Origin of the sequence: Sphingomonas sp. JC676 (genome assembly GCF_014489075.1) — a bacterium.
Classification (GTDB): domain Bacteria; phylum Pseudomonadota; class Alphaproteobacteria; order Sphingomonadales; family Sphingomonadaceae; genus Sphingomonas.
In genome coordinates, this window is the sequence record NZ_JACTGR010000003.1 from 515,311 (window position 1) to 538,301 (window position 22,991).

General features: G+C 66.6%; 25 protein-coding genes. 10 read left to right on the forward strand and 15 right to left on the reverse strand.

All coding sequences use genetic code 11. The annotated features are described in order from the left end of the window. Positions 1 to 9 precede the first annotated feature (9 nt). From IAG41_RS13115 to IAG41_RS13125, 3 genes are read left to right on the forward strand one after another with little or no spacing between them, the layout of a single operon-like run. Positions 10 to 957 carry a hypothetical protein gene (locus IAG41_RS13115; protein WP_187729063.1) on the forward strand — a complete coding sequence of 316 codons (948 nt, stop codon included), beginning with the start codon at positions 10 to 12 and terminating at the stop codon, positions 955 to 957. Continuing rightward, positions 945 to 1,847, forward strand: coding sequence for a transposase (locus IAG41_RS13120; protein ID WP_187729064.1), 903 nt, complete (start codon positions 945 to 947; stop codon positions 1,845 to 1,847). The genes IAG41_RS13115 and IAG41_RS13120 overlap by 13 nt, the downstream gene beginning before the upstream one ends. Positions 1,848 to 1,896: 49 nt before the next feature. Continuing rightward, positions 1,897 to 2,511 carry a response regulator transcription factor gene (locus tag IAG41_RS13125; protein WP_316251148.1) on the forward strand — a complete coding sequence of 205 codons (615 nt, stop codon included), beginning with the start codon at positions 1,897 to 1,899 and terminating at the stop codon, positions 2,509 to 2,511. On the opposite strand, the gene IAG41_RS13130 is transcribed toward IAG41_RS13125, so the two are convergent. After that, on the reverse strand, positions 2,498 to 2,989 hold the full coding sequence (locus tag IAG41_RS13130; protein ID WP_187729065.1) for a hypothetical protein: 492 nt from the start codon (positions 2,987 to 2,989) through the stop codon (positions 2,498 to 2,500). The genes IAG41_RS13125 and IAG41_RS13130 overlap by 14 nt on opposite strands. An 89-nt stretch (positions 2,990 to 3,078) precedes the next feature. On the opposite strand from IAG41_RS13130, the gene IAG41_RS13135 reads away from it, so the two are divergent. Further along, entirely contained in the window at positions 3,079 to 3,858 is a 780-nt protein-coding gene (locus IAG41_RS13135; RefSeq protein WP_262408648.1) for a crotonase/enoyl-CoA hydratase family protein, read from the forward strand. Here the strand turns inward: IAG41_RS13135 and IAG41_RS13140 are convergent. The 6 genes from IAG41_RS13140 to rarD all read right to left on the reverse strand — a co-directional run bounded on the left by IAG41_RS13140 (position 3,848) and on the right by rarD (position 7,670). Further along, positions 3,848 to 4,216, reverse strand: a complete 369-nt coding sequence (locus tag IAG41_RS13140; protein ID WP_187729067.1) for a DUF427 domain-containing protein — start codon at positions 4,214 to 4,216, stop codon at positions 3,848 to 3,850. The two genes, IAG41_RS13135 and IAG41_RS13140, sit on opposite strands and share 11 nt — an antisense overlap. Before the next feature lie 56 nt (positions 4,217 to 4,272). After that, entirely contained in the window at positions 4,273 to 4,809 is a 537-nt protein-coding gene (locus IAG41_RS13145) for an SRPBCC family protein (protein WP_187729068.1), read from the reverse strand. Continuing rightward, positions 4,802 to 5,248: an SRPBCC domain-containing protein gene (locus IAG41_RS13150; RefSeq protein ID WP_187729069.1), complete on the reverse strand. Its 447-nt coding sequence runs from the start codon at positions 5,246 to 5,248 to the stop codon at positions 4,802 to 4,804. Before IAG41_RS13150 ends, IAG41_RS13145 begins: the two co-directional genes overlap by 8 nt. After that, entirely contained in the window at positions 5,245 to 5,652 is a 408-nt protein-coding gene (locus IAG41_RS13155) for a VOC family protein (RefSeq protein WP_187729070.1), read from the reverse strand. The genes IAG41_RS13150 and IAG41_RS13155 overlap by 4 nt, the downstream gene beginning before the upstream one ends. Beyond that, entirely contained in the window at positions 5,649 to 5,984 is a 336-nt protein-coding gene (locus IAG41_RS13160) for an ArsR/SmtB family transcription factor (protein ID WP_187729071.1), read from the reverse strand. The genes IAG41_RS13155 and IAG41_RS13160 overlap by 4 nt, the downstream gene beginning before the upstream one ends. Positions 5,985 to 6,773: 789 nt before the next feature. Beyond that, complete coding sequence (rarD, locus tag IAG41_RS13165; protein WP_187729072.1) at positions 6,774 to 7,670, reverse strand: EamA family transporter RarD; 897 nt, start codon at positions 7,668 to 7,670, stop codon at positions 6,774 to 6,776. Between the two features lie 156 nt (positions 7,671 to 7,826). Between rarD and IAG41_RS13170 the strand changes: the two genes are divergently transcribed. Continuing rightward, positions 7,827 to 8,780, forward strand: a complete 954-nt coding sequence (locus tag IAG41_RS13170) for a hypothetical protein (protein ID WP_187729073.1) — start codon at positions 7,827 to 7,829, stop codon at positions 8,778 to 8,780. 4 nt (positions 8,781 to 8,784) lie between these two features. On the opposite strand, the gene IAG41_RS13175 is transcribed toward IAG41_RS13170, so the two are convergent. From IAG41_RS13175 to IAG41_RS13185, 3 genes are read right to left on the reverse strand one after another with little or no spacing between them, the layout of a single operon-like run. Then, a complete protein-coding gene (locus IAG41_RS13175; protein ID WP_187729074.1) occupies positions 8,785 to 9,087 on the reverse strand; it encodes a YciI-like protein in 303 nt (100 codons plus the stop codon). Beyond that, positions 9,084 to 9,665 (reverse strand): MAPEG family protein, encoded by a 582-nt coding sequence (locus IAG41_RS13180; protein WP_187729075.1) that lies wholly within the window; start codon positions 9,663 to 9,665, stop codon positions 9,084 to 9,086. Before IAG41_RS13180 ends, IAG41_RS13175 begins: the two co-directional genes overlap by 4 nt. Before the next feature lie 2 nt (positions 9,666 to 9,667). Then, on the reverse strand, positions 9,668 to 10,492 hold the full coding sequence (locus tag IAG41_RS13185) for a protein phosphatase 2C domain-containing protein (RefSeq protein ID WP_187729076.1): 825 nt from the start codon (positions 10,490 to 10,492) through the stop codon (positions 9,668 to 9,670). A 213-nt stretch (positions 10,493 to 10,705) separates the two neighbouring features. On the opposite strand from IAG41_RS13185, the gene IAG41_RS13190 reads away from it, so the two are divergent. After that, positions 10,706 to 11,140 carry a hypothetical protein gene (locus tag IAG41_RS13190; RefSeq protein WP_187729077.1) on the forward strand — a complete coding sequence of 145 codons (435 nt, stop codon included), beginning with the start codon at positions 10,706 to 10,708 and terminating at the stop codon, positions 11,138 to 11,140. Positions 11,141 to 11,183: 43 nt separating this feature from the next. Here the strand turns inward: IAG41_RS13190 and IAG41_RS13195 are convergent, their stop codons facing one another. Genes IAG41_RS13195 through IAG41_RS13210 form a run of 4 tightly spaced genes read right to left on the reverse strand, consistent with a single transcriptional unit; the run spans position 11,184 to position 15,285 of the window. After that, positions 11,184 to 11,660 carry a GNAT family N-acetyltransferase gene (locus IAG41_RS13195; protein WP_222950675.1) on the reverse strand — a complete coding sequence of 159 codons (477 nt, stop codon included), beginning with the start codon at positions 11,658 to 11,660 and terminating at the stop codon, positions 11,184 to 11,186. A gap of 4 nt (positions 11,661 to 11,664) precedes the next feature. Next, positions 11,665 to 12,963 carry a dihydrolipoamide acetyltransferase family protein gene (locus IAG41_RS13200; protein ID WP_187729078.1) on the reverse strand — a complete coding sequence of 433 codons (1,299 nt, stop codon included), beginning with the start codon at positions 12,961 to 12,963 and terminating at the stop codon, positions 11,665 to 11,667. 7 nt (positions 12,964 to 12,970) lie between these two features. Next, positions 12,971 to 13,975: an alpha-ketoacid dehydrogenase subunit beta gene (locus IAG41_RS13205; RefSeq protein WP_187729166.1), complete on the reverse strand. Its 1,005-nt coding sequence runs from the start codon at positions 13,973 to 13,975 to the stop codon at positions 12,971 to 12,973. Positions 13,976 to 14,013: 38 nt separating this feature from the next. Then, positions 14,014 to 15,285 carry a 3-methyl-2-oxobutanoate dehydrogenase (2-methylpropanoyl-transferring) subunit alpha gene (locus IAG41_RS13210; RefSeq protein WP_187729079.1) on the reverse strand — a complete coding sequence of 424 codons (1,272 nt, stop codon included), beginning with the start codon at positions 15,283 to 15,285 and terminating at the stop codon, positions 14,014 to 14,016. A gap of 273 nt (positions 15,286 to 15,558) precedes the next feature. Between IAG41_RS13210 and IAG41_RS13215 the strand changes: the two genes are divergently transcribed. The 4 genes from IAG41_RS13215 to IAG41_RS13230 all read left to right on the forward strand — a co-directional run bounded on the left by IAG41_RS13215 (position 15,559) and on the right by IAG41_RS13230 (position 21,902). Beyond that, the gene (locus IAG41_RS13215; RefSeq protein WP_187729167.1) at positions 15,559 to 16,212 is read left to right on the forward strand and encodes an ImuA family protein; all 654 of its coding nucleotides are present in this window, start codon (positions 15,559 to 15,561) and stop codon (positions 16,210 to 16,212) included. Further along, entirely contained in the window at positions 16,130 to 17,989 is a 1,860-nt protein-coding gene (locus IAG41_RS13220; protein WP_187729080.1) for a Y-family DNA polymerase, read from the forward strand. Before IAG41_RS13215 ends, IAG41_RS13220 begins: the two co-directional genes overlap by 83 nt. After that, positions 17,986 to 21,330: an error-prone DNA polymerase gene (locus IAG41_RS13225; protein ID WP_187729081.1), complete on the forward strand. Its 3,345-nt coding sequence runs from the start codon at positions 17,986 to 17,988 to the stop codon at positions 21,328 to 21,330. Before IAG41_RS13220 ends, IAG41_RS13225 begins: the two co-directional genes overlap by 4 nt. Positions 21,331 to 21,401: 71 nt before the next feature. Further along, the gene (locus tag IAG41_RS13230) at positions 21,402 to 21,902 is read left to right on the forward strand and encodes a 2'-5' RNA ligase family protein (protein WP_187729082.1); all 501 of its coding nucleotides are present in this window, start codon (positions 21,402 to 21,404) and stop codon (positions 21,900 to 21,902) included. Here IAG41_RS13230 and IAG41_RS13235 read toward each other — a convergent pair. Continuing rightward, the gene (locus tag IAG41_RS13235) at positions 21,899 to 22,903 is read right to left on the reverse strand and encodes a fumarylacetoacetate hydrolase family protein (RefSeq protein ID WP_187729083.1); all 1,005 of its coding nucleotides are present in this window, start codon (positions 22,901 to 22,903) and stop codon (positions 21,899 to 21,901) included. The two genes, IAG41_RS13230 and IAG41_RS13235, sit on opposite strands and share 4 nt — an antisense overlap. Between the last annotated feature and the right edge of the window lie 88 nt (positions 22,904 to 22,991).

Consider the following 22,991-nt stretch of genomic DNA (forward strand, 5'->3'; position numbering starts at 1 on the left):
GTGACGGAGATGACCGAAGCTTTGCGCGCACGGATCGCTGCGTCCCGCGAAGCGTCCCGGGCAATTGCGCGGCGTTGGCTGGAGGGGGCGGAATATCGCACGCTCGAGAACATGTTTGCCGATTGCCCGCTGGAAAGCGCGGAGCCGGCAGCAGACCGGGCGGAGCGGCTGCTCTCGGACAGCGGCTGGGCGACGGCGCTGATCGATCCGCTGGTCGCGGCGCTGGACCACGATCCCTTCTTCGAGCCGCCGTTCAAGATCAGCCGGGATGCGCGCCGGTTCGGCGCGGTGCTGTTCGATTGCCCGGCGATCTCGATCACGATGAGCATCGCCAGCGCGACCGCCATGGCGACGCTGCCGGCGCCGGCATCGATGGTGTTCACCGGACGCATGGCGGTGACGCGGTATCTCAAGGCGGGCGGCGCGACACTGCGGCGCTGGCGCGCCGAACCGATCACCGCGCGGTTCGGTGCCGCGACCGCTGTGCCCGCCAGGGCGCTGCCGCCGGTGACGTTGGTGGATGGCGACATGATGCGGCTCGACGGCCGGATCGAAGCGCAGCTCGTGGCTGAGGCGCGCTCGGATGTCGTGACGCTTGCCGCCACGGTGCGCCCCGGCGCGGCTCCGCTGATGCGCGAATATGCGATCCCCGATGGCGTGCTGATCCGCACCGCCAGCAATGATGACCGGGCATCGCGAACCGAGATGCTGCTCGCTTTCCTCCGCCTCTCGGGTCGCGCCGATGCGGGCGAGCAGTTTGGCGCCGTGACGCGCGATCCCGCGTTTCACGTGCGATGGGCGGCGATGCGCGAATGGCTGGCGCTCGACGCGCGCGCCGCCCTACCTCGCCTGGCCGAGATGGCGACGGGCGATGCCAATATGGAAGTTCGCGCGGCGGCAACGCTGACTCTGGTCGCGGTCGAGCGACGGCTGGAGCAGGCGCGATGCCTCGCCTGATCGATCCCGGCGACGGCGCTCCGATCGGGCTCGACGACCTTGTCGTCGCGCTCGACCGGGCGGATTTCGACACACGCGACGAGGATTCGTTCGCGGCACTGGGTCCGTTGCTGGCGCGGCTCGGGCGCAACCGGAGCTTCCTCGCCGACCTGGCGATCGACGAACTCAAGACCCGATGCGAGGGGCAGCACAAAGGCGCTGCTTATGGTGCCCAGGTGTTCCTACTGCGGCCGCCCAATGGCCGCTATGTCCTGCGCGCCAATTTCTGGCCAGCGCGCAGCGATCCGGTGACGCGCGCGAGCGGGCCTGCGGCGTTTTTCTACGATATGCCGCACGACCATAATTTCCCGTTCCTCACTTACGGCTATCTGGGTCCGGGCTATTGGAGCGATTATTTCGAATATGACGCGCAAGCGCTGGACGGCATTCCCGGCGAGGATGCACGACTGCGCTTCGTCGAGCGGGCGCGGCTCGAACCGGGCAGGCTGATGCTCTATCGGATGCGGCGCGACGTGCATGTGCAATTGCCGCCGGACAGTTTCTCGGTCTCGCTCAACATCCTGGGCGCCGATCCCGCGCAACCCTGGATCGAACAATATCGTTTCGACATCGCACGCGGCGTGATCGTCGAAGGACTGACCGCCACCGGCGCGGAGGCGCTGATCGCGATCGCCACGCACCTCGGCAACGGGCTCGATTTGGCCATGGAACTGGCGCGCAGCCATCCGTGCGGCCGGATGCGGGTTACCGCGCTGACCGCGCTCGCATCGGCCCTGCCCGACGAGGCGGAGGCGATCCTCGGCTACGCGGCGGGCGATCCTTCCCGCTATGTAGCGGAACATGCCCGGGCGCGCCTGGCCGCGCTGGAGGCCGCCGGACTTGCTCCATAACGGAGTCGGTTTGCATCGGAACCGGATGTTTCCCGCTAGCCTGGCCTTCGTGACCGCCATCATCGCTTGCACGCTCGAGATACCGCACCTCGCAGAGGCAGCGGATGCGCGCGGGCTGCGCCTAGTACCCTTCACGAGGAATGTGGAAGCGCAGGCCGCGCTGCTTGCCGGCGACGGCGACTGTGCCGCCCAGATCTCGCGGCTCAGGGCGCGCGGCTGGCACGGACCCTTGATGCTGGTGCTCGGCGAAGGTGAATCCGTCGCTCTGGCCCTCGATGCCGGCGCCGACGATGCCGTCACCGCCCCCGCCAATGCAGGCGAGATCGCCGCCCGCCTTGCCGCGCGCGTGCGGCGGGCGCCGGCGCCCCTGATCATCGGGCCGCTGCGCATCGATCCGGTCGAGCGCAGCGTGACGCGGGAGGGGAAGGCCATCCGCCTGGTCGCGCGTGAATATGGCCTGTTGCTTCATCTCGCGCGCCATGCCGGGCGCTGCGTCAGCCGCGCCGAACTGCTCGCCGTGGTCTGGGCGCTGCGCTTCGATCCCGGCACCAATGTGGTCGAAGTCCATATGTCGCGATTGCGCGCGAAGCTCGACCGGGGCTTCACCGCGCCGCTGCTGCTTACCGACCGGGGGAAGGGCTACCGCCTGGTCAGTGAAACATGATGTCGGTGATGTAGAAGCGCGGCGCAGGATCGGCGCCGTCGTTCTGGAACCAGATGCCGTCGATCACTTTGTTCGCAGCACCCAGATCGCTGAGCGGCACATCGACCTTGGTCCAGCCTCCGGGTGCCAGCTTGACCAGCTTCTGCTTATCCGGGATCGGCTTGCCGCCACTGATCGCGATCACGCGGATCTGGCCGGTGCCTTCCCCGGTCTGAACGAGGAAGCTCAAGCCGACGAACGGCTTGGTATCGAACCCGGCATGGTGGAGATACAGGCCCTTATATCCCTGCGCCTCGACGCGGATCGGCTTGCGCGCGGTGCCGCCGAGCTCGAAGGAGAGCGCGGCCTCCGCGCCGTCCCATTTCCAGTTCTCCCAGCCATTGGCCAGCGCGTTGCTGTAGACCGCGCCGGGACTGACGGCGGGCGTGGTCTGGAAGGAAGCCGCGAGCAGTGCCGCGGCGAACGCCAGGGTCTTCATTTCTACCTCTCCCCTTGTTCCCGTTTTCGGGATTTGCCCTAATCATGCGCGCAAGCGCCGCTGCCGAAAAGCGGGAAATGGAGAGCGAGATGACCGACCAACGGGTGACGATCAGCTTCGAGAATGGCGTCGCCGATGTACGGCTGGCGCGGCCCGACAAGCTCAATGCGCTCGATCCGGCGATGTTCGCCGCGATCATTGCCGCGATCGCCGAGCTGGAGGCGATGCCGGGACTGCGCGTGGTGGTGCTGTCGGGCGAGGGGCGCGGCTTTTGCGCGGGGCTCGACATGGCGAGCATGGCGGCGGGAGGCTCCGGCATCGACCTGCCAACGCGCAGCCACGGGCTGGCGAACGACGTCCAGCAGGTTGCCTGGGGCTGGCGGACCTTAAGCGTGCCGGTGATCGCGGCGGTGCACGGCGTGGCGTTCGGCGGCGGGCTGCAGATCGCCAGCGGCGCGGACGTGCGGATCGCCGCGCCGGGCACGCGGCTGGCGGTGATGGAGATGAAATGGGGCATCGTCCCCGACATGGCGGGGTTCGCGCTGTGGCGCGGGACGGTGCGCGACGACGTGCTGCGCGAGCTCGCCTATACCGCCCAGGAGTTCGATGCCGGGGAAGCGCAGGCCTGGGGCTTCGTCACGCGGATCGCCGAGGATCCGCACGCCGAGGCGATGATACTGGCCCGGGCGATCGCCGCGTGTAATCCGCAGGCGATCCGCGCGGCCAAGCGGCTCGCCAATCTGGAGGGCGACGCCGCCGCGATCCTCCTCGCCGAGAGCGCCGAACAGGCCGCTTTGCTCCGCTCGCCCAATCAGATCGAAGCGGTGATGGCGAACCTGCAGAAGCGTCCGCCCAACTTCACCGACTGACGTGGATCCCGTCGACACGATCGGGATAGAAAGCGAGATGGCCGCTTATCTCCGCGACGGCGTCATAGGGCGCCTCATAGCTCCACACCGCATTCGCGGCGCCCCCGCGCACCGAATAATAGGAAGCCTCGCCCTTATAGGGGCAGTAGGTCGCATGATCGGTGCGCTCGAGCAGGCTCATGTCTGCGTCCTCGCGCGGGACGTAATAGGCGAGCGGATAGCTCGCCTCCTGCAGCGCCAGCGCGCGGCGCGTGTCGGCGATCACCTTGCCCCCGGCACGGACTACAACATGCGCGTCGCTGCGGGTGACGGTGATGGGATGATCGGGGCCGGGAATCCGAACGGGCTTGCTTGCCATGGGGCACCTCCAAAGGCGCCATATGGGGAGCGGCAAGCCCGCTGCAATCGCTCCGTCTAGAGACCCACCGCCCTCGCGGCGCGCGCCTCGGCCGCGGCATGGAGATCCCAGAAATTGGCGACATGCTCGCCCGCCAGCCGCTTCTGCAGAACGTCGAGATGCGCCCCCCAGCCACCGCCGAAATTGCGCGCGTCCTCGGCCCCGCGCAGGCGCGTATGGATGAGCGTCAGCCGGGTGCGGCCCGGGCCGGCTTCCGCCAACTCGATCGTCACATCGCCCGCATCGCCATTGTCCCAGGTAAAGGCGAGGAGATGCGGCGGCTCGATCCGGGTGATCGTCTCCGACCAGGCCTTGCCCTCGTTCTTCGCGTAACGCTCAGGGTTGGGCACCTCGTCATCGGAGAGATTCTGGTGCGCGAAGGTGAGGCCGAGCTTGCCGCCCTCGCGCGGCTCGGTGGGGCCGCCCATGAACCAGCGGGCGCGGAGCTCGGGATCGACCAGATATTGCCAGACGGTCTCGATCGGCGCGGCAAGGTTCCGCTCGAAGCGCAGCATCTGCGGCGTGATCGTATCGGCAGCGAGAGTGTTAGCCATTTCCGTTCTCCAGCGTGTGCGCCAGGCTTTCGAGGATCATCGTCCAGCCCTTGCGGGTCTGTTCCTCGTACGCGGCCCAGGCAGGGTCCATTTCGTGAGTGAGGGTGAGCGTCGAGCCGCCCGGCGCGGCTGCGATGGCGATGCTGACGCGGGTCCACTGCCCTTCCTCGGCCGGATCGGCGGAGAAGAGGAAGACGAGGCGGTGCGGACGATCGATCGCTTCGAACTGGATGCGGTGATGCGCGTCGCCGCCGGCACGGCGTTCAACGATCAGGCCGCGCCCGCCGACGCGCGCGTCGATCTCGCACGTCAGCATCTCGCCATCGGGCGTGGCGAAGAGGAACTGACGCGCCTTTGCCGGATCGAGCCAGGCGTCGAACACCCGCTCGGGTGACGCCGCGAGATCACGGGTGACGGTGAGGACGACCGGAGTACTCATGGCTTTGGCGCCTCGTAGAGCATGATCCAGTTGCCGACCGTGTCGTCGAAGGTCGCCATGGCAGGCATCGCCGCGTCGCCCGCGCTGGGCGGCCCTTTGAAGACGACGCCGGCGGCGCTGAGCCGTTCGTAATCGGCCTTCAGATCGGTACACAGAAAGGCAGTAAGCGGAATGCCCTTCTCCTTGAGCGTCGACTGATAGGTCTTCACAAAGTCGAAAAAATTGGGCTCGAGCGAGATCCGTGCGCCCTCCGGATCCTCGGCTGGCGCCAGCGTGATCCAGTGCGGCGCGCCCGGCGGTCCGGTGGACACATCCTCCTTGACGACGAAGCCGAGCCTGTTGCGATAGAAAGCGAGCGCCTTTTGCTGATCGTCGACGATGATCGAAACGAGGGTGACCTTCATAGCTTCTCCTGCGCGTTCTCGGCGGCGATCAGCGCCTCGAGCTTGTCGAGGCGAACGTTCCAGAACTTCTCCCATTGGCGGAGCCATTGATCCGCCTCGGCCAGCGGCGCGGGCCTGAGCGCACACATATAGCTGCGCCCGACCTTGCGCCGCGCGACGAGCCCGGCATCCTCCAGGACCTTCACATGCTTGGCAGCGCCCGCGAAACTCATCGAAAAGGGCTCGGCGAGCGCGCCGATCGACTTTTCGCCAAGTGCGAGATTGGCGAGCATCCCGCGCCTTGTGGGGTCGGCAAGCGCCTGAAATGTCGCGTCGAGTCGATATTCAACCATATGGTTGAATATTCCACCGGCCGATTGAATAGTCAACCGATTGGTTGAATAATTTTCGGCGGATTTGCCTGGTTCCAGCGCATCTCGGTTGTGGAGCTTCGCCACCCGAGGAGCGGAGCAGGCGAAATCCTGCATTGCCAGGTGCGGACGGACAAAAGATGCGCCGCTTTCGATCCGGTTGCGGACATTCGCATCGCTCGTGGAACGGCTCTGTCCGGAACCGGACAGTGGGTGTCCATGAGCGGACGCCGCACCATGCCTCGATCAGACGCTGGTGGGTTGCTCTCCGAGAGAGTGCGGGCGGGGCGCACGCTGACGCGGCGCAAACATCGCGGATTTTCCCACTTCTTAGCAGACTGGAGTCCGCCACGCCGTGGGCGTGCATGTGATATATATCAAAATCAATTACTTACGATTTTGGCACGCTTCCTGCTGAGATGTTGGCAGGCCCAACACCGGGCATTTTGACAACACAAGGAACGACATCATGACCTACCAAGCCACCTCGCTTCGCAACGCCTTTGTCGCAGTTGCTTTCACCTTCCTCGCCAGCGCCATCTTCATGGCCGGTGCCGTCGGCCCCGCTATCGCCTGAGCCGAGCATCGAACCCGTCCGCGGCGTCTCCGCCGCGGCAAAAGAACGAAAGGACACGCACATGATCATCCTCTTGGCAGCCCTGACCGCATTTTCCGCAGGCGGAATCGCCCTTGCTGAAAGCCGCGATCGTCCCCGCCGCCGCGCCGATCGGCTAGCCCAGGCTTCCTGAGTATTGCACGCATGACGTCTGTTTATGCCGCGACGGGCGCTCTCAGAGCCCGCAAACTATCCCAGGCATAGAGCGCACAGCCGCTCCAGATCAGCACGAAGGTGATGATGTGGACGGTATGGACCGGCTCGTTGAACAGCAAGACCGCCTCGAGGAACTGGAGCGAGGGCGCGATGTACTGGAGCAGGCCGAGCGTGGCATAGGGCATGCGGCGCGCGGCGGCGGCGAAGAGCAGCAAGGGCGTGGCGGTGACCGCGCCGGCAAGCACCAGCAGCAGATCGAGATGGCGCGAATGGCCGAACGCACCCTCGCCCGTGCTGGCGGCATAAACCAGCCAGGCGGCGCAGGCCGGGGCGAGCAGCAGCGTCTCGACCGTCAGGCCGCCCAGCGCGTCGATCGCGACGACTTTCCGCACCAGCCCGTACATGCCGAAACTCGCGGCGAGCGTTAGCGAGATCCATAGCGAGCCGCCGCCGTCGAGCGCGAGCACCACGACGCCGATCGCGGCGATCGCGATGGCGACGCCCTGGATGCGCCGCAGCCGCTCTCCCAATATCGCGACGCCCAAGGCGACATTGACCAGCGGGTTGATGAAATAGCCGAGGCTTGCCTCCAGGACGTGGTCGTTCTGGACCGCCCAGATATAGACGATCCAGTTGACCGCGATCAGCGCTGCGCTGGCGATCAGCAGCAGCAAAGTGCGCCGCTGCCGCGCGGCGGCGAGGATCGCAGGGCCCCGGCGCATCACGATCACGATCACCGCGAGCAGCAGCACCGACCAGAGCACGCGGTGCGCGAGCACCTGGAGCGAGGGCACGCCCTTCAGCAGATGGATATAGAGCGGCAGCACGCCCCAGAGCGCATAGGCGCTGACGCCAAGCGCAAGGCCCTTTGCATCGGGATGGGTAGAGCTTGTCATGCCGGGCGCTTGAGCCGATCGCGCCGCGCGGCGCAAGCAAGCGAGGCTTGGCCTGGGCAAAGCGAAATGCGAGCGGAGCGATCTTTCGGTCCGCCGTCCGACGATATTGCGAGTATCAAACACCGACCCTAAGGTTCGGCGGCAAGGGGGAAAGCCATGACAGAAACCGAGGAAACGCACGTCCACGCGCCGCACGATCATCCCGTGCTCGCCATATTGGCCGGGTGCGCCGTGCTGGTGCTGGCGGCGGTGATCGGGCCGCGGCTGGTGCCCCAGCTGACCTATGCGACCCTGCTCGGCGGTGGCGTAGCGCTGGGCGTGCTGCTCTGGGCGATCGGGTTCGCGGCGACCGTCCGCCGATCGCCGATGGCTTGGAAGGCAGGATCGCTGGCGATCCTGGCCGGTGCCGGCGTGATTGCGGGCCTCGTCGCGCATGGCCAATACCAGACGCGCGCGCGGGCGGATGCTAGCAGCTTCGCCGAAGTCGAGTTCGGGCCGCAGGGCGCGCCGCAGATGCCGGGCGACGCGTCGGCACGCGGACCGATCTCGCAACTGTTCGTCACCTCGGTCCAGGCCGATGCGCTGGCGCAGCGCGACTATGCGGCAGCGCTGGGCAAGTTCGGCGCGGGGGCGCTCAACAGCCCCTATCTGCTCCAGCAGGATCCGCGTGCGATCGGCCATTGCGGCGAGATTGATAGCGTCCGGAAGCTGGCGCGCGATCAGAGCGCCGCGCGCGCCGAGCGCAAGGAGTCGCTGCGGCACACGATCGACGCAGCTAATCTTTCGGGACAGGCGAAGCGCGGGATCGCGATCATGGCCGGCACCGATGTCGCTTCAGGCAACGACGCGGTGCTCACCAACCAGCTCGCGATACTCGACGCGACCGGCGAGTTGTGCACGCTGTTGGCACGGCGCGGCTGGTACAATGAGGGCGGCTATTTCGGCTTCAACAGCGGTGGGGACAAGGCACGGTTCGACGCCCTCGGCATCCGCCGGAAAGCACTCTCGGCCGAAACGGCACAGATCGCACGCGTGGCGACCGACAAGATGCAACAGGGCCGCGATCTGGTGCGCGACGCGCTCAGCCGATCGATCTTCGCGCCGCAGTGATGAGTCAGGCGCCGGGACGCACCGGCGTTGCCGCGTCTGCCCCGGCGACGGTGATCCAGGGCAGCACCTCCCAGCGCGTGACGAGGCCCTCGCCGACATAGGGATCGGCCTCGGCGAAGGCGCGGGCGGCATCACTATCGGTGAACAGCAGCAGCGCGCTCTCGACGGGGTCGCCGACCGCGCCGCCGAGGATCAGCCTGCCCTGATCCGCCGCCGCCCAGGCGAGCGCGAGATGCCGGTCGCGCAACTGCGCGCGGCGTTCGAGATAGTCGGGCGCCAGCGTGTAGCGGAGCAGGAAATGAGTCATGCGGGCTTCCTCAGCGCGATGAACAGATAGGCCTCGATCGCCAGGAACGGCCCAAGCAAAGCCGCGACGCCTGCCAAGCCCGCCAGCTCGAAGCCGAAGCTACCGACGCCGTACATCAGGACCAGCAGGCTCTGGAACATCGAGAAGGCACCGAGCCCGCGCCACATCGGGCCGATATGATAGCCGATCCAGAATGCCCAGCGGCCAAGCGTCCAGACGATCGCGGTGGCGGCGACGGCGCGAAGATCGCCCGCATAATGCGCAAGCAGGAACAGGCCCGGCACGAAGATCGCAGTCTGTTCCAGCGTATTCTGGAGACAGCGCCGGTTGACTTCCAGCCGGCTTGAATCGGCCCCGGCGAGCGGATCGATCGAAGTATGATAGAGCCGCTCATGCGCCACCGCCTCGACCATGGTCATCAGCGCGAGCAGGATCGCGGCGCCTGCGCATTGGAGGGCGAAGAGCATCGGATCGGCGTCGATCGGCGGAAGCCCGCGACGGAGCGCGAACCAGGCGCCGATCGCGACCGGCAGCGACAGCGCCACCGCCGCCACGATCGTTGTGCGCCCGCGCGCCATGGTCACTCCCCGATGCGCAGCCACAAGGCCGTGGCGTCGTCCGACGTCTTGAAGCGCGGAAAGCGGGCGCAGGCAATATCCTCGGCCTCGATCGCGCGCAGGCGTTCGCCGAGCCCAGCCAGCCCCTGGACCGCAAGCCCCTCGAAGAGCGCGGCTTCGTCATAAGCGGCATAGGCATCGATCAGCGCCGAGAAGCCGTCGCTCATCAGCAGGACATCGTCGCCGGGCGTGCAGGGAATTCGGGTGGTCTCGAGGCTCGCCATCGTCTCGGGTTCGACGCCGAGGATGCGCAGACCCGGGCGGCTGCGCGCGGTGCGGAGGACTTCGAGGATCGGCGCGCTGCGCTTCGGGCTGCCCAAGCCGTGCTGGGCCAGGCTGGCTGCGCGCTCGGCCTCCTCATCCTTTTCCTGGCGGGGCGGGCCGAGGCGGGTGACGCCGCCGGCACTCCGCAGCAGTCCGGCGCAATCGCCGAGCCAGCCGCATTCGAGCATGTCACCGACAAGGCGGACAGCGAGAAGCGAGGCCATCGGCAACTCCCAGCGGCCCTCGGGCGCGCGGGTGCGGGTGGCGGCGTAGGCGGTGGCGAGGCGATCGGCCACGCTCGTGCAGATCACTTCGATCGGCGCATCGGGCGCAGCGGTGAAGGCGGCCTGCGCCTCACCCGCCAGCCAGGCGGCGCCGCCGCGCGTGCCCATCAGCCCCGGCGGCCCGAGATCGGTGGCGCCGTCGATCACCCAGGCATGCGCGTTGGCCGCACCCGCGCGATCGTCATTGGGGGTGCAGGAGGAGCCGGCGAGGCTGAGCGACTGGATCAGATCGAAATGCATGAAGCGGCGCTAGCACCGCTTCGTGTCGGTTGTCAGTCGGTGAAAGCGCCAATTGAGCAAGCAGGTCGCGGGCGCGCAGATAGGGGCGAAATATCCTGCCCGTTCGCTCGCAAAATCGTATGTAAAATGATAGTTTCTCAAAGTGCTCGCGCACCAGTGCCTTGGCGTTCCTCAGAATCAAGGACAAAGGCCATGCTACACAAGAAGAAATTCATGATTGCCGCTCTGGTTGCGTGCGGTGCGACATCGATCGCGATCGCTGAACAATATGTCGATTATGTTCCTCAGTCTGGCCTGTGGGAAATAAACGCGATCGAAGTCGATCCCAATCATGTCGACGATTATCTCACCGGGCTGCGCAAATCGCAGGTTCCGGGCTTCGAGGTGATGAAGAAGCACGGCATCATCGACGACTATAAGTTCATGGTGCGGAACGGATACAATAAGAGCGCGCCGAGCGTGCTGATCATGATTCACTACACCAGCGCGGCGATGCTCGAGCCGGACAAGGCGCGCGACCAGATGATCGAGAAGGAAATCCTGGCCAAATTCAGCAAGAAGGACGGCGACGCCGCGGTGGCCGGTTACGAGAAATACCGGCAGTTCATCGACGATGGTCTCTGGACCGAAGTTAAGATGGTCCGCTGACCTTCCGGCGTCCGGCGGCGGCGTGGATAGCCGCCGGCGCCTCTCAGGTGCGCACCATGTAGCGCGCATCCGGCCCATAGCTGGCGAGTTTCTCGGCGAGGCCGGTCGCGTCCTTGTCCGCAAAACCCTGCGCACGCCAGAAGGCAGCGGAATCATTGACCGATACCAAAGCGATCGGCGTGCCGACGGCGCGGCCGAACAATAGGCCGAGGATCGCCTGCGTATGGCCGCCGCCGCGCGCATCGGGGCGCAGCGCGAGATCGTGGAGGTACAGCGCATCGCGTGCTTCGGGCAGCGCGCCGAGCAGCGAATTGAGCGGCGGAATGCGGCCGAGCGGCCAGGGATAGGCGATGAGATAGCCTGCGACATCGTCCCCGTCCGCAAGCACGAAACAGAGATCGGGCGACAGAGCGAGCCGCTCGGCGAAGCAGGCGCGTTCCTCCGGATGATCGGGAAACGCCACGCGCGCGACGGCGACGACCTTGTCCAGATCGTCCGCCGTCATCTGCCGCCAGCGCATGGCCTCAGTCCGCGAAGAGCAGCACCGGGGTCTCGAGCAGCTTGCGGAGCGCCTGGACGAAGCTCGCCGCGTCCCAGCCGTCGACCACGCGGTGGTCGCAGCTGATCGACAGGTTCATCAACTTCGCGCGGACGATCTCGTCGCCCTGGAAGATCGGGCGCTCGACGATCTTGTTCGGCCCGATGATCGCGACCTCGGGACGGTTGATCACCGGCGTGGTGGCGATGCCGCCAAGCGGGCCGAGCGAGGTGACGGTGAGCGTCGATCCGCTCAATTCCTCCGACTTGGCCTTGCCGGTGCGCGCGGCCTCGGCGAGGCGGCCGATCTCGCTGGCGAGCTGCCAGACATTCTTGTCCTGCGCGTCGCGGATGACCGGGACCATCAGCCCCGCATCGGTCTGTGCCGCCATGCCGAGATGGACGCGGCCGTGGCGTGTGACCACGCCGGCCTCGTCGTCATAGCGCGCGTTGATCATCGGGAAGTCCGGGATCGTCCGGCAGATCGCGACGATCAGGAACGGCAGCATCGTCAGCTTGGGGCGATTGCCGCGATTGTCGTTGAGGTCGCCGCGCATCGCCTCGAGCGCGGTGACGTCGATCTCGTCGACATAGGTGAAGTGCGGGATGGCACGCTTGGATGCGGCCATGTTCTCGGCGATGCGCCGGCGCATGCCGATGACCTTGATCGCCTCGTCCGGGCGGGCGCGATCGGCGTGGGGGGCGTGATAGCCCTGCCCGCTGCCGTAGCGCAGATAGGCGTCGAGATCGGAATGGCGCAGGCGATCGCCCTCGGCCTTCACGGCCGAGAGGTCGATGCCGAGATCGTGCGCGCGCTGGCGGACGGCGGGGGAAGCGAGGACGTGCTTCTCGGGCGCCCTGGTTTCTTCCTTGTGCCCCTGCGCAGGCAGGGGCCCAGGGTCACGGGCGACGCCTTCGCCATCCTGGGCTCCCGCGTTCGCAGGAACGCTCGTGGGGGCGGGTGCTTCGGCCACTTCTTCGACGCCGGGATTCTCGGCCTCGAGCACTTCTTCCGGCGGCTCGGCGGGCGCTTCCTCCACCACCCCGTCGGTCTCGACGATCATCAGCGCGGAGCCGATCGGCACCTGATCACCGACTTCGCCGGCAAGCTCGACCACCACGCCGGAAACCGGCGATTCCATCTCGACGGTCGCCTTGTCGGTCATCATGTCGGCGACCTGCTGGTCCTCCTCGACACGGTCGCCGACCTTGACGTGCCAGGCGACGATCTCGGCCTCGGCGATGCCTTCGCCGATATCGGGCAGGCGGAAAGTGAAGCGTGCCATGGTCGTCTCAGTCCTTCAGGATTTTCTGGAGCGCCGTCCCGATGCGCACCGGGCCGGGGAAATAGGCCCATTCGAGGCTGTGGGGATACGGCGTGTCGAAGCCGGTGACGCGCTCGATCGGCGCTTCGAGATGATAGAAGCAGCGTTCCTGGACGAGCGCGGAAAGCTCGGCGCCGAAGCCGCCGGTGCGCGTCGCCTCGTGGACGATCATGCAGCGGCCGGTCTTCTTCACCGATTCCTCGATCGCGTCGATGTCGAGCGGGACGAGCGTGCGCAGGTCGATAATCTCGGCGTCCACGCCCATCTCCTCGGCCGTGCTGGCGACGACATGGACCATCGTGCCGTAGCAGAGGATCGTCACCGCCTCGCCGGTGCGGACGGTCGCCGCCTTGCCGAGCGGGACCTTGTAATAGCCGGTGGGGACTTCGCCCGCCGGATGCGCCGACCAGTTCTTCGAGGGGCGGTCGTAATGGCCGTCGAACGGGCCGTTATAGATGCGCTTGGGCTCGAGGAAGAGCGTGGGGTCGTTATCCTCGATCGCGGCGATCAGCAGGCCCTTGGCGTCGTACGGCGTGGACGGGATCACCGTCTTGATGCCCGAGACATGGGTGAAGATGCCTTCGGGGGACTGGCTGTGCGTCTGGCCGCCGAAGATGCCGCCACCATAGGGGCTGCGCACGGTGATCGGCGCGGTGAAGTCCGCCGCCGAACGGTAACGCAGCCGGGCGGCCTCCGAGACGAGCTGGTCGAGCGCGGGATAGATGTAATCCGCGAACTGGATCTCCGGCACCGGGCGCAGGCCATAGGCACCCATGCCGATCGCGACGCCGATGATGCCGATCTCGGTGATCGGCGTGTCGAACGCGCGGGTCTTGCCATACTTGGCCTGGAGGCCCGCCGTGGCGCGGAAGACGCCGCCGAAATAGCCGACATCCTCGCCCATCACGACCACGTCGGGGTCGCGCTCCATCATCACGTCCATGGCGGAGTTGATCGCCTGGATCATGTTCATCCGGGCGGTCCCGCCCTGATCGATAATTTCGCTGTCGCTCACAGGCCGGCCGCCTTCTGCTCGTCGAGCATCTGCTGGCATTGCTCCTTCAGGTGCCACGGCGTCTCCTCGAACACGCCCTCGAACATCGAATCGAACGGCTGGTGCATGCCATGGCCGAGCACGCCGTTCTTCTCGGCTTCCTTCTGCGCGGCCTTGACCATCTCGGCGAGCTCGAGGTCCTGCGCGACATGGCGTTCCTCGTCCCATTCGCCGAGCGCGATGAGATGGTCCTTCAAGCGCCGGATCGGATCGCCGAGCGGCCAGGCATTGGGCTCGCCCGCCGAGCGATATTGGGTGGGATCGTCGGAGGTGGAGTGCCCCTCGGCGCGATAGGTGAAATGCTCGATCAGCGTCGGTCCCTGATTGGTCCGCGCGCGCTCGGCCGCCCACTGGGTGGCCGCATAGACCGCCAATGCATCGTTGCCGTCGATGCGCAGGCCCGCGATGCCATAGCCGATTGCGCGCGCGGCGAAGGTCGTCGCCTCGGCACCGGCAAAGCCCGAGAAGCTTGAGATCGCCCATTGGTTGTTGACGACGTTGAGGATGACCGGCGCCTTGTAGACTGTCGCGAAGGTCATCGCTGAGTGGAAGTCGCCTTCGGCGGTCGAGCCCTCGCCGCACCAGGTGGCGGCAATGCGATTGTCGCCCTTGGCCGCGCTTGCCATCGCCCAGCCTACCGCCTGGGGATATTGCGTCGCGAGATTGCCCGAGATCGAGAAGAAGCCATGATCCTTGGCCGAATACATGATCGGCAGCTGGCGGCCCTGGAGCGGATCGGCCTTGTTCGAATAGATCTGGTTCATCATCGCGACGAGGCTGTAGCCGCGGGTGATCAGGATCCCTTGCTGGCGATAGCTGGGGAAGCACATGTCATCCGACGCGAGCGCCATGGTGGCGGCAACCGAGACGGCCTCCTCGCCGGTCGACTTCATGTAGAAGCTGGTCTTGCCCTGACGCTGGGCGCGGAACATGCGCTCGTCGAAGGCACGGACCAGCGCCATGTTGCGGAGCATCTTGCGCTTGGCCTCAGCGTCGAGCCGCGGGTTCCAGTTGCCGACCGCCTGGCCACGCTCGTCGAGCACGCGGACCAGGCCATAAGCGAGGTCGTGGAAACTGTCCGCCGAATCGGCGGTGTCGGGACGGCGCGCGGCGTCCGCGGGGGGCACGTCGACATCGCTGAAATCGGCTTCGTCGCCGGGCCGGAACTTGGGCTCGGGCACGTGCAGCGATAGCGGCGGCAGGTTGGAGCGCGGGGCGTCCACCGTCATGATCTCTCCGAATTGCATGGACCGTGTCGTCAAACACAACGCACGGACTCGGTTTCGGGGCCTTGTTATAAAGTTTCAAAAGCCTTGTCGAGAAGGTCAGCAGGGCTGACCTGACGAACAGTGATTGACTCGCGACGGATATGGAACAGAATAGGAACATTCCGAATCCAGCGAGTCGCCGTGTCTGATCCTGCAGTCCTTGCCCAATTGCGCGCAACCTTGAGCGCGATCGAAGGGAGCGGTTTCCGCCGCCGGCCGGCGCTGCCGTTCGGCATGGAGGCGCTCGATTCGCGACTGGCCAATGGCGGGCTGCGACTCGATGCGTTGCACGAGATCGCAGGGGCCACCCACGACATGGCCGATGACTGCGCCGCGACTTTGTTCCTGGCGGGAATCGCGGCGCGCGCCTGGGGTCCGGTGCTGTGGGTGGTGCGACGGCGCGACCTGTTCGCGCCCGGGCTGGCGCAGGTAGGGCTCGACCATAAGCGGCTGATCTATGCCGAGGCGGCGGACGACGAGGAATTGCTGGCGATCATGGAAGAGGGCATCCGCCATCGCGGGTTGGGCGCGGTGATCGGCGAGGCGCGTCGCGTGGGCATGCCGGCGACCCGGCGGCTGCAGCTCGCGGCCGAGGGCGGACGGACGATCGCGCTGCTGATGAAGCGCCATACCCGCGAGGGGAGCGATCCGCTGGGCGCACCTTCCGCCGCGGTGACGCGCTGGCGGGTGGCGTGCGCGCCGTCGACGCCGCTGCCGGTGGCAGGGGTGGGACGGCCGCGCTGGCGGCTCGAACTGGTGCGCCAAAAGGGGGGAGAAGGTTTCGAACAGATAGTGGAGGCGTGCGATGCAACGGGTCGCTGCGCTCTACCTGCCGCATTGGGCCATCGAAAGGCTGTGGCGGGCGGAGCGGACCGCCAGGCCGCCTGAGGCCGGCCCCTCCGCTTCGCTGGAAGCACTGCACGCGGCGGCCGGTTCGGTACCGCGCGGCGGCGGCTGGCGGCCGGGCGCGCGCTGGGCGCGCGAGGATCAGCTCGGCCATGTCGCGGTGCTGCCGAGCGGCACTTCTTCATTCCTCCCCGAGCTCAGCTCGGAGAGGGGGACCATGCATAGCATGGTGGAGGGGCGGCGGACTGCATCCGCCGTCTTCGCCGGCGGCCCCTCCACCCCCGCCTTCGGCGGCGGTCCCCCTCCCCGAGACAAGCTCGGGGAGGAATTTCCCCTCGTCACCTCCATCCGCACCGGCAATCGCGTGGAGATCGCCGCGGCCTGCCCGCATGCGCTGGCGCTGGGGCTGCGCCCCGGCATGGCGGTCACCCAGGCGCGCGCGCAGGTGAAGGGAATCCACGTCCGCCCCGCCGATCCCGAGGGAGACCTGGCCGAACTCCAGCGGCTGGCGGTGCGCGCTGCGCGGCGCTGGTGTCCGGTAGTGACGCTGGACGGCGCGGACGGACTGCTGCTCGACCTGACCGGCACCGCGCACCTGTTCGGCGGCGAGGCGGCAATGGCGCGGCGGATCATCCGCTTCCTCGCGCGCGCCGGCTTCACCGCGCGGATCGCCGTCGCCGATACGGTGGGCGCGGCGCATGCGCTGGCCCGCCACACTGCGGGCGGGCTCTGTCCGGCGGGGCAGCAGGCGCGCGCACTCGCCGACTTGCCCGTAGCGGCGCTGCGCATCGAGGAACGCGCAGTCGAGCTGCTCAAGCGGCTCGGCGTCGAACGGATCGGCGGCCTGTCGGCGATGCCGCGCGCGCCGCTGGCGCGCCGCTTCGGCATGGCGCTGGTGCTGCGGCTCGACCAGGCGCTGGGACATCTCCCCGAGCCGCTCGATCCGGTGGTGCCGCCCGAGCCGATTGCCGTCGCCCAGCGCTTCGCCGAGCCGATCGCCAGTCCTGAGGCGATTACCCATTGGCTGGGGGTGCTGGTACCCCGGCTGACCGATGCGCTGGCCCAGGCCGGGCTCGGCGCGCGCCGCATCGAGTTGGTCGCCGATCGCGTCGACGGCGTGCCGCAGCGCATCCTGGTCGGGCTCGCCCGGCCCAATCGTGACCCCGCACATCTGTTGCGGCTGCTCGTCCGCCGGATCGAGGAGATCGAGCCGGGATACGGCATTGACGTCATGACGCTGCATCTGCGCCGCGCCGATCCGCTGGGCCCCGAGCCGTTCACCGAACGCCTCGACGAGGAAGCGGCGCCCGATCTCGCACCCCTGGTCGACACGCTCGCCACGCGGGTCGGCATGCGGCGACTGTGGCGCAGCCGGCCGGTGGAAAGCGACGTGCCCGAGCGATCGGTGACGCGCGCGCCGGTGCTCGATCCGCCGGTTCGCCCGGGCGCGCGCATCAAGGCCGACGATGTCCGCCAGCTCGATCGCAAGGGGGAAATGCCGGTCTGGCACCCCGAATGGCCGCGCCCCGCCCGATTGCTCAAGCGCCCCGAACGCGTCGACGATGTGATCGCCTTGCTGCCCGATCAGCCGCCACGGCGCTTCACCTGGCGCGGCCAGACCCACCAGGTGGTGCGTGCCGACGGGCCCGAGCGCATCCATGGCGAATGGTGGCGGCGCATGGCCGAGGCGCACAGCGTGCGCGACTATTTCCAGGTCGAGGACGATTGCGGCCGGCGCTATTGGCTATTCCGCAGCGGCGATGGCGAGCGCGCGGTGACCGGCGACCTCGGCTGGTATCTCCACGGGGTGTTCGGATGACCTATGCCGAGCTCCAGGTGACGACGCATTACTCGTTCCTGCGCGGGGCGTCGTCGTGCGAGGAATTGTTCGCCACCGCCGCGCTGATGGGCATGCCCGCGCTCGGCATCACCGACCGCAATTCGGTGGCGGGCGTGGTGCGGGCCCTGGTGGCGAGCGAACAGACCAAGGTGCACATGGTCGCAGGCTGCCGGCTCGATCTGGTCGACGGCACCTCGCTGCTGGTCTGGCCCGAGGACCGGCCGGCATGGAGCCGGCTCACCCGGCTGCTGACCCTGGGCAAGTCGCGCGCCGATCCACAGCATGGCGAGAAGGGCAAATGCTTTCTCCACTGGGAGGATGTCGCCGAGCATGCCGAGGGGTTGGTGGGCGCGCTGGTGCCCGGTTTTGCCGACTCGGGTGATCCGCTGGCGTTGCGCTGGATGGCGGATGTGTTCGCGGAGCGCGGCCATGTGACGCTCACCCAGCATCGCCGGCCGGGCGATGCGCTGCGCATCCACACGCTCGCTCAGGCTGCCCGGCACCACGGCCTGACCCCGCTCGCGACCGGCGACGTGCTCTATCACCATCCCGACAAACGCATGCTGCAGGACATGATGACCGCGATCCGCGAGAAATGCACGATCGACGAACTCGGCTTCCGTCGCGAGCGCAGCGCCGACCGGCATCTGAAGCCGCCCGAGGAGATGGCGCGGCGCTTCAAGGAATATCCCGAGGCGCTACGGGCGAGCGCGGCGATTGTGGAGCGCTGCACCTTCAGCCTGCGTTCGCTCGATTATCAATATCCCGACGAGATATTCATGACGCGGCATACGCCGCAAAAAGCGTTGGAACGGATGGCATGGCGCGCGCTCAATGCGCGACACAATGGGCGCCCACGGCAAGCCTATCGACACCTACTGACCAAGGAACTCACTCTTGTCCAAAAGCTCGGTTATGCGCCCTATTTCCTAACCGTGCTGGCGATTGTCGAGTTCGCGCGCAGCCAACACATCCTTTGTCAGGGGCGCGGCTCGGCCGCCAATTCGCTGATCTGTTTCCTGCTCGGCGTTACGTCGATTGACCCGGTCAAGAACCAGTTGCTGTTCGAGCGTTTCGTCTCCGAAGAACGCGACGAACCGCCCGATATCGACATCGATTTCGAGCATGAGCGGCGCGAAGAGGTGATCCAGTGGATCTACGAAACCTATGGCCACGATCATGCCGCGCTCACCGCGGTGGTCAGCCGCTATCGCTCGCGTGGGGCACTGCGCGAGGTGGGCAAGGCGATGGGGCTGCCCGAAGATCTGACCGCGGCGTTGTCCTCGCAAGTCTGGGGCACGTCCAATGACGTGGACGATGGCCATGCCGCCGCGCTCAATCTCGATCGTAGCGACGCGCGCCTTGCTCTCACACTCGAACTCGCACGACAGCTGGTGGGCACGCCGCGCCATCTTTCGCAGCATCCCGGCGGCTTCGTACTGACGCGCGACCGGCTCGACACGTTGGTGCCGATCGAACCCGCAGCGATGGTCGATCGGCGCGTGGTCGAATGGGAGAAACTCGATGTCGAAGAACTCGGTCTGATGAAGGTCGACGTCCTAGGTCTCGGCATGCTCGGTTGTATGCGGCGCGCCTTCACGCTGCTCGAAGAGCATAAGAACGAACGGATGACGCTAGACGCGGATGTGCTCCAGGGCACCGACCCACCGACCTTCGAGATGATCCAGCGGGCGGATACGCTAGGTGTGTTTCAGATCGAGAGTCGCGCGCAGATGTCGATGCTGCCGCGTATGCTGCCGACCTGCTTCTACGATATCGCAATCCAGGTCGCGATCGTCCGCCCGGGTCCGATCCAAGGCAACATGGTTCACCCTTATCTGAAACGCCGGGAACTGCTGCGAAACAACCCCAAGGCGAAGATCGACTATCCGTCGCCAGCGCTGGAAACCGTGTTGACCAAGACGCTCGGCATTCCGCTGTTCCAGGAACAGGCGATGCAGGTCGCGATCAAGGGTGCCGACTTCACGCCGGCCGAAGCGGATCGACTGCGGCACGCAATGGCGACGTTCAAGTCGAGCGGCGACATCGGTGAATTCGGTCCCAAGCTGATCGCGGGCATGCGCAAGAACGGCATCAGCGAGGAGTTTGCCGAGCGGATGGTCGAACAGATAAAGGGCTTTAGCAATTACGGCTTCCCCGAAAGTCACGCCGCCAGCTTTGCCAAGATAGCTTACGCTTCCTCCTGGATGAAGTGTCATCATCCTGACGTGTTCTGCACGGCGCTACTCAATGCGCAGCCCATGGGTTTCTATGCCCCCGCCCAGTTAATCCGCGATGCGCGCACGCACGGTGTTGAGGCGAGGGCGGTGTGCATCAATGACAGCGACTGGGATACGCGGGTGGTACGCGAAGGACCTAACACGCGTCCACGGCATGTGAGCTTCTGTGGCAGCGAAGCTGACTGGGCCAGGTTGCAACCGATCCGGCTCGGCATGCGGATCGTGCTGGGGCTGGCTGAGGCGGATGTCGATGCGATCCTCGGTGCCCGCGCCAAGGCACCTTTCGTGTCGATCGAAGACGTCTGGCGACGTTCACGCGTGAAGCCGGCCGCGTTGGAGCGACTGGCGCGCGCCGATGCCTTCCACGCACTGGGACTCAACCGTCGCCAGGCGCTCTGGGCGATCAAAGGGTTGGGCCAGGCTCCGCTCGATCTTTTCGCCGCTGCCGATGCGGGCGCGAGCGTAACCGTGGCGGAAGCGGTCGAACCCAAGGTCGCGCTCCTGCCGCTGACCGCGGGCAGCGAAGTGGTGGAGGATTATCGCGCGACCCAGCTCACGCTGCGCGCGCATCCGATCACGTTCCTGCGCGATCGGCTCGATACGCGGCGGATCGCGCGGTGCGGCGATCTCAGCGCCATGAAGGACGGCGACCGCGCCGAAGTCGCCGGGCTGATCCTGGTGCGCCAGCGGCCGGGCAGCGCCAAGGGCGTGGTGTTCGTCACGCTGGAGGACGAGACCGGCATCGCCAATGCCGTGCTCTGGGCCGACCGGTTCGAGGCCAATCGCCGCACCGTCATGTCCGCGACGATGCTGGCGATCCGGGGCAAGGTGCAGCGCGAGGGAATCGTGATCCACCTTGTCGCCGAGCAGATCACCGATCTGACGCCGTGGCTGCGCGAGCTGGGCGAGCTCGATCTGCCGCGCATGACCATGCCCGGCGACGGCGCGACGCATGGCGGCACGATCGACCCGCGCGACCAACTGAAGCTGCCACGCCAGCGCGCGCTCGAGAGCTGGCCGCCGCGCCGCAGCCTCAAGGACACGGAGCTGATCCCGATCCGCTCGCACGACTTCCACTAGGTGAAAAAACGATGATGTTGTCCGCAATACAAGAGCCAGCACTGAGCCGTCGGCGAGAGCATGACGATCAGATGCTTTATCTCATGGCGAAGCCGTACGAGCAGGGCGCGGCCGCAATGGATAGCGTTCGGCTAGTCCACGGACTGTCGCGAAAATACGCCGTCTCGCGCTTTCATTTCACGCTTCTGCCGTTCGGAGACATCAGGACGATTTCGCGATCGGATTTCGAACGCATCTGCCTTGCTGCCGCATCGCTCCAGGCCGAACCTTTTGAAGTCACCCTCAATCGAGTCCGCGGCAATGCGCTTGTCGGCAACGCAATGCGTCCAATGCGTGACTTCCAGCGCGCACTCGTCATGCGTCTGGCCACATTCGGGCTGATTACGCTCGACTATGATTTCGATCCGCACGTTTCACTCGCCTATACCGATTGGCAGCCGCGCAACATCCGCATCGACCCCATCAGCTGGCGCGTCGAGGAGTTCCTGCTGGTCAACAGCATCCACGGCGAGGGCCATGAGCTGCTCGGCCGCTGGCCGCTGATCCAGCGCCAGGGCACCTTCCCTTTCTAGCCCTCGACCGTCTGCTCGATCGTGCCGAAGATCGCGTGGTGCTTGTCGTCCTCGGCCCAGATGCGGACGGTGTCGCCCACCTTCAGGAACGGCGTTTCCGGCTCGCCGCCCCGGATCGTCTCGATCGTGCGCACTTCGGCGATGCAGCTGTACCCGACGCCGCCTTCGGCCACCGGCTTGCCCGGGCCGCCATCGCTGTCGCGGTTGGAAACGGTGCCCGATCCGATGATCGTCCCGGCCCCCAGATTTCGCGTCTTCGCGGCATGCGCGATCAGCGTGCCGAAATCGAAGGTCATGTCCTCGCCCGCTTCCGCCCGGCCGAAAGGCTTGCCGTTCAGGTCCACCATCAGCTTGCGGTGGAACTTGCCGTCCCGCCACCAGTCGCCCAGCGCATCGGGGGTGACGAACACCGGCGAAAAGGCGCTGGCCGGCTTGGACTGGAAGAAGCCGAAGCCCTTGGCGAGCTCGCCGGGGATCAGGTTGCGCAGCGACACGTCGTTGGTGATGCCGACCAGCCGAATCGCCGCCAGCGCCTCGTCGCGGCTCGCGCCCAGCGGCACGTCGCCGGTCACCACGACCACTTCGCCTTCGAAATCGCAGCCCCAGGCCTCGTCGGCGAGCGGAATGGCATCGCGCGGCCCCAGGAAACCGTCCGATCCGCCCTGATACATCAGCGGATCGTGCCAGAAGGTCTCGGGCATCTCGGCACTGCGCGCCTGCCGGACCAAAGCGACATGGTTCACATAGGCCGAGCCATCGGCCCATTGATAGGCACGCGGCAAGGGCGAGGCGGCCTGGCGCTCATGGAAGCGCATCATCGGGATCGCCTCATGATCGAGATCCGTGGCGAGATTGCGCAGGTCACCCTCCACCCGATCCCAATCGTCGAGCGCCGCCTGGAGCGTCGGCGCGATCGCGCTGGCATCGGCGCACCAGGCGAGATCGGTCGATACGACGACGAGCTTGCCGTCTCGCTGATGCTTGAGGCTGGCCAATTTCATGCATTCTCTCCTCTTTGTGCCATCCATAACCGTCCGGGCGGCCAAGTCGAGTTGACTCGGACAAACCACCCCCGCATCGATAGGGCAT

Coding starts and splice junctions, on each gene's coding strand:
- IAG41_RS13170 (WP_187729073.1), top strand. CDS start 7,827: ATGACAGAAACCGAGGAAACGCACGTCCACGCGCCGCACGATCATCCC.
- IAG41_RS13235 (WP_187729083.1), bottom strand. CDS start 22,903: ATGAAATTGGCCAGCCTCAAGCATCAGCGAGACGGCAAGCTCGTCGTC.
- rarD (WP_187729072.1), bottom strand. CDS start 7,670: ATGACAAGCTCTACCCATCCCGATGCAAAGGGCCTTGCGCTTGGCGTC.
- IAG41_RS13185 (WP_187729076.1), bottom strand. CDS start 10,492: ATGCATTTCGATCTGATCCAGTCGCTCAGCCTCGCCGGCTCCTCCTGC.
- IAG41_RS13175 (WP_187729074.1), bottom strand. CDS start 9,087: ATGACTCATTTCCTGCTCCGCTACACGCTGGCGCCCGACTATCTCGAA.
- IAG41_RS13160 (WP_187729071.1), bottom strand. CDS start 5,984: ATGGTTGAATATCGACTCGACGCGACATTTCAGGCGCTTGCCGACCCC.
- IAG41_RS13230 (WP_187729082.1), top strand. CDS start 21,402: ATGCTTTATCTCATGGCGAAGCCGTACGAGCAGGGCGCGGCCGCAATG.
- IAG41_RS13150 (WP_187729069.1), bottom strand. CDS start 5,248: ATGAGTACTCCGGTCGTCCTCACCGTCACCCGTGATCTCGCGGCGTCA.
- IAG41_RS13155 (WP_187729070.1), bottom strand. CDS start 5,652: ATGAAGGTCACCCTCGTTTCGATCATCGTCGACGATCAGCAAAAGGCG.
- IAG41_RS13120 (WP_187729064.1), top strand. CDS start 945: ATGCCTCGCCTGATCGATCCCGGCGACGGCGCTCCGATCGGGCTCGAC.
- IAG41_RS13140 (WP_187729067.1), bottom strand. CDS start 4,216: ATGGCAAGCAAGCCCGTTCGGATTCCCGGCCCCGATCATCCCATCACC.
- IAG41_RS13195 (WP_222950675.1), bottom strand. CDS start 11,660: ATGCGCTGGCGGCAGATGACGGCGGACGATCTGGACAAGGTCGTCGCC.
- IAG41_RS13220 (WP_187729080.1), top strand. CDS start 16,130: ATGCAACGGGTCGCTGCGCTCTACCTGCCGCATTGGGCCATCGAAAGG.
- IAG41_RS13115 (WP_187729063.1), top strand. CDS start 10: ATGACCGAAGCTTTGCGCGCACGGATCGCTGCGTCCCGCGAAGCGTCC.
- IAG41_RS13200 (WP_187729078.1), bottom strand. CDS start 12,963: ATGGCACGCTTCACTTTCCGCCTGCCCGATATCGGCGAAGGCATCGCC.
- IAG41_RS13210 (WP_187729079.1), bottom strand. CDS start 15,285: ATGACGGTGGACGCCCCGCGCTCCAACCTGCCGCCGCTATCGCTGCAC.
- IAG41_RS13225 (WP_187729081.1), top strand. CDS start 17,986: ATGACCTATGCCGAGCTCCAGGTGACGACGCATTACTCGTTCCTGCGC.
- IAG41_RS13145 (WP_187729068.1), bottom strand. CDS start 4,809: ATGGCTAACACTCTCGCTGCCGATACGATCACGCCGCAGATGCTGCGC.
- IAG41_RS13180 (WP_187729075.1), bottom strand. CDS start 9,665: ATGGCGCGCGGGCGCACAACGATCGTGGCGGCGGTGGCGCTGTCGCTG.
- IAG41_RS13130 (WP_187729065.1), bottom strand. CDS start 2,989: ATGAAGACCCTGGCGTTCGCCGCGGCACTGCTCGCGGCTTCCTTCCAG.
- IAG41_RS13190 (WP_187729077.1), top strand. CDS start 10,706: ATGATTGCCGCTCTGGTTGCGTGCGGTGCGACATCGATCGCGATCGCT.
- IAG41_RS13215 (WP_187729167.1), top strand. CDS start 15,559: ATGGAGGCGCTCGATTCGCGACTGGCCAATGGCGGGCTGCGACTCGAT.
- IAG41_RS13205 (WP_187729166.1), bottom strand. CDS start 13,975: ATGAACATGATCCAGGCGATCAACTCCGCCATGGACGTGATGATGGAG.
- IAG41_RS13135 (WP_262408648.1), top strand. CDS start 3,079: ATGACCGACCAACGGGTGACGATCAGCTTCGAGAATGGCGTCGCCGAT.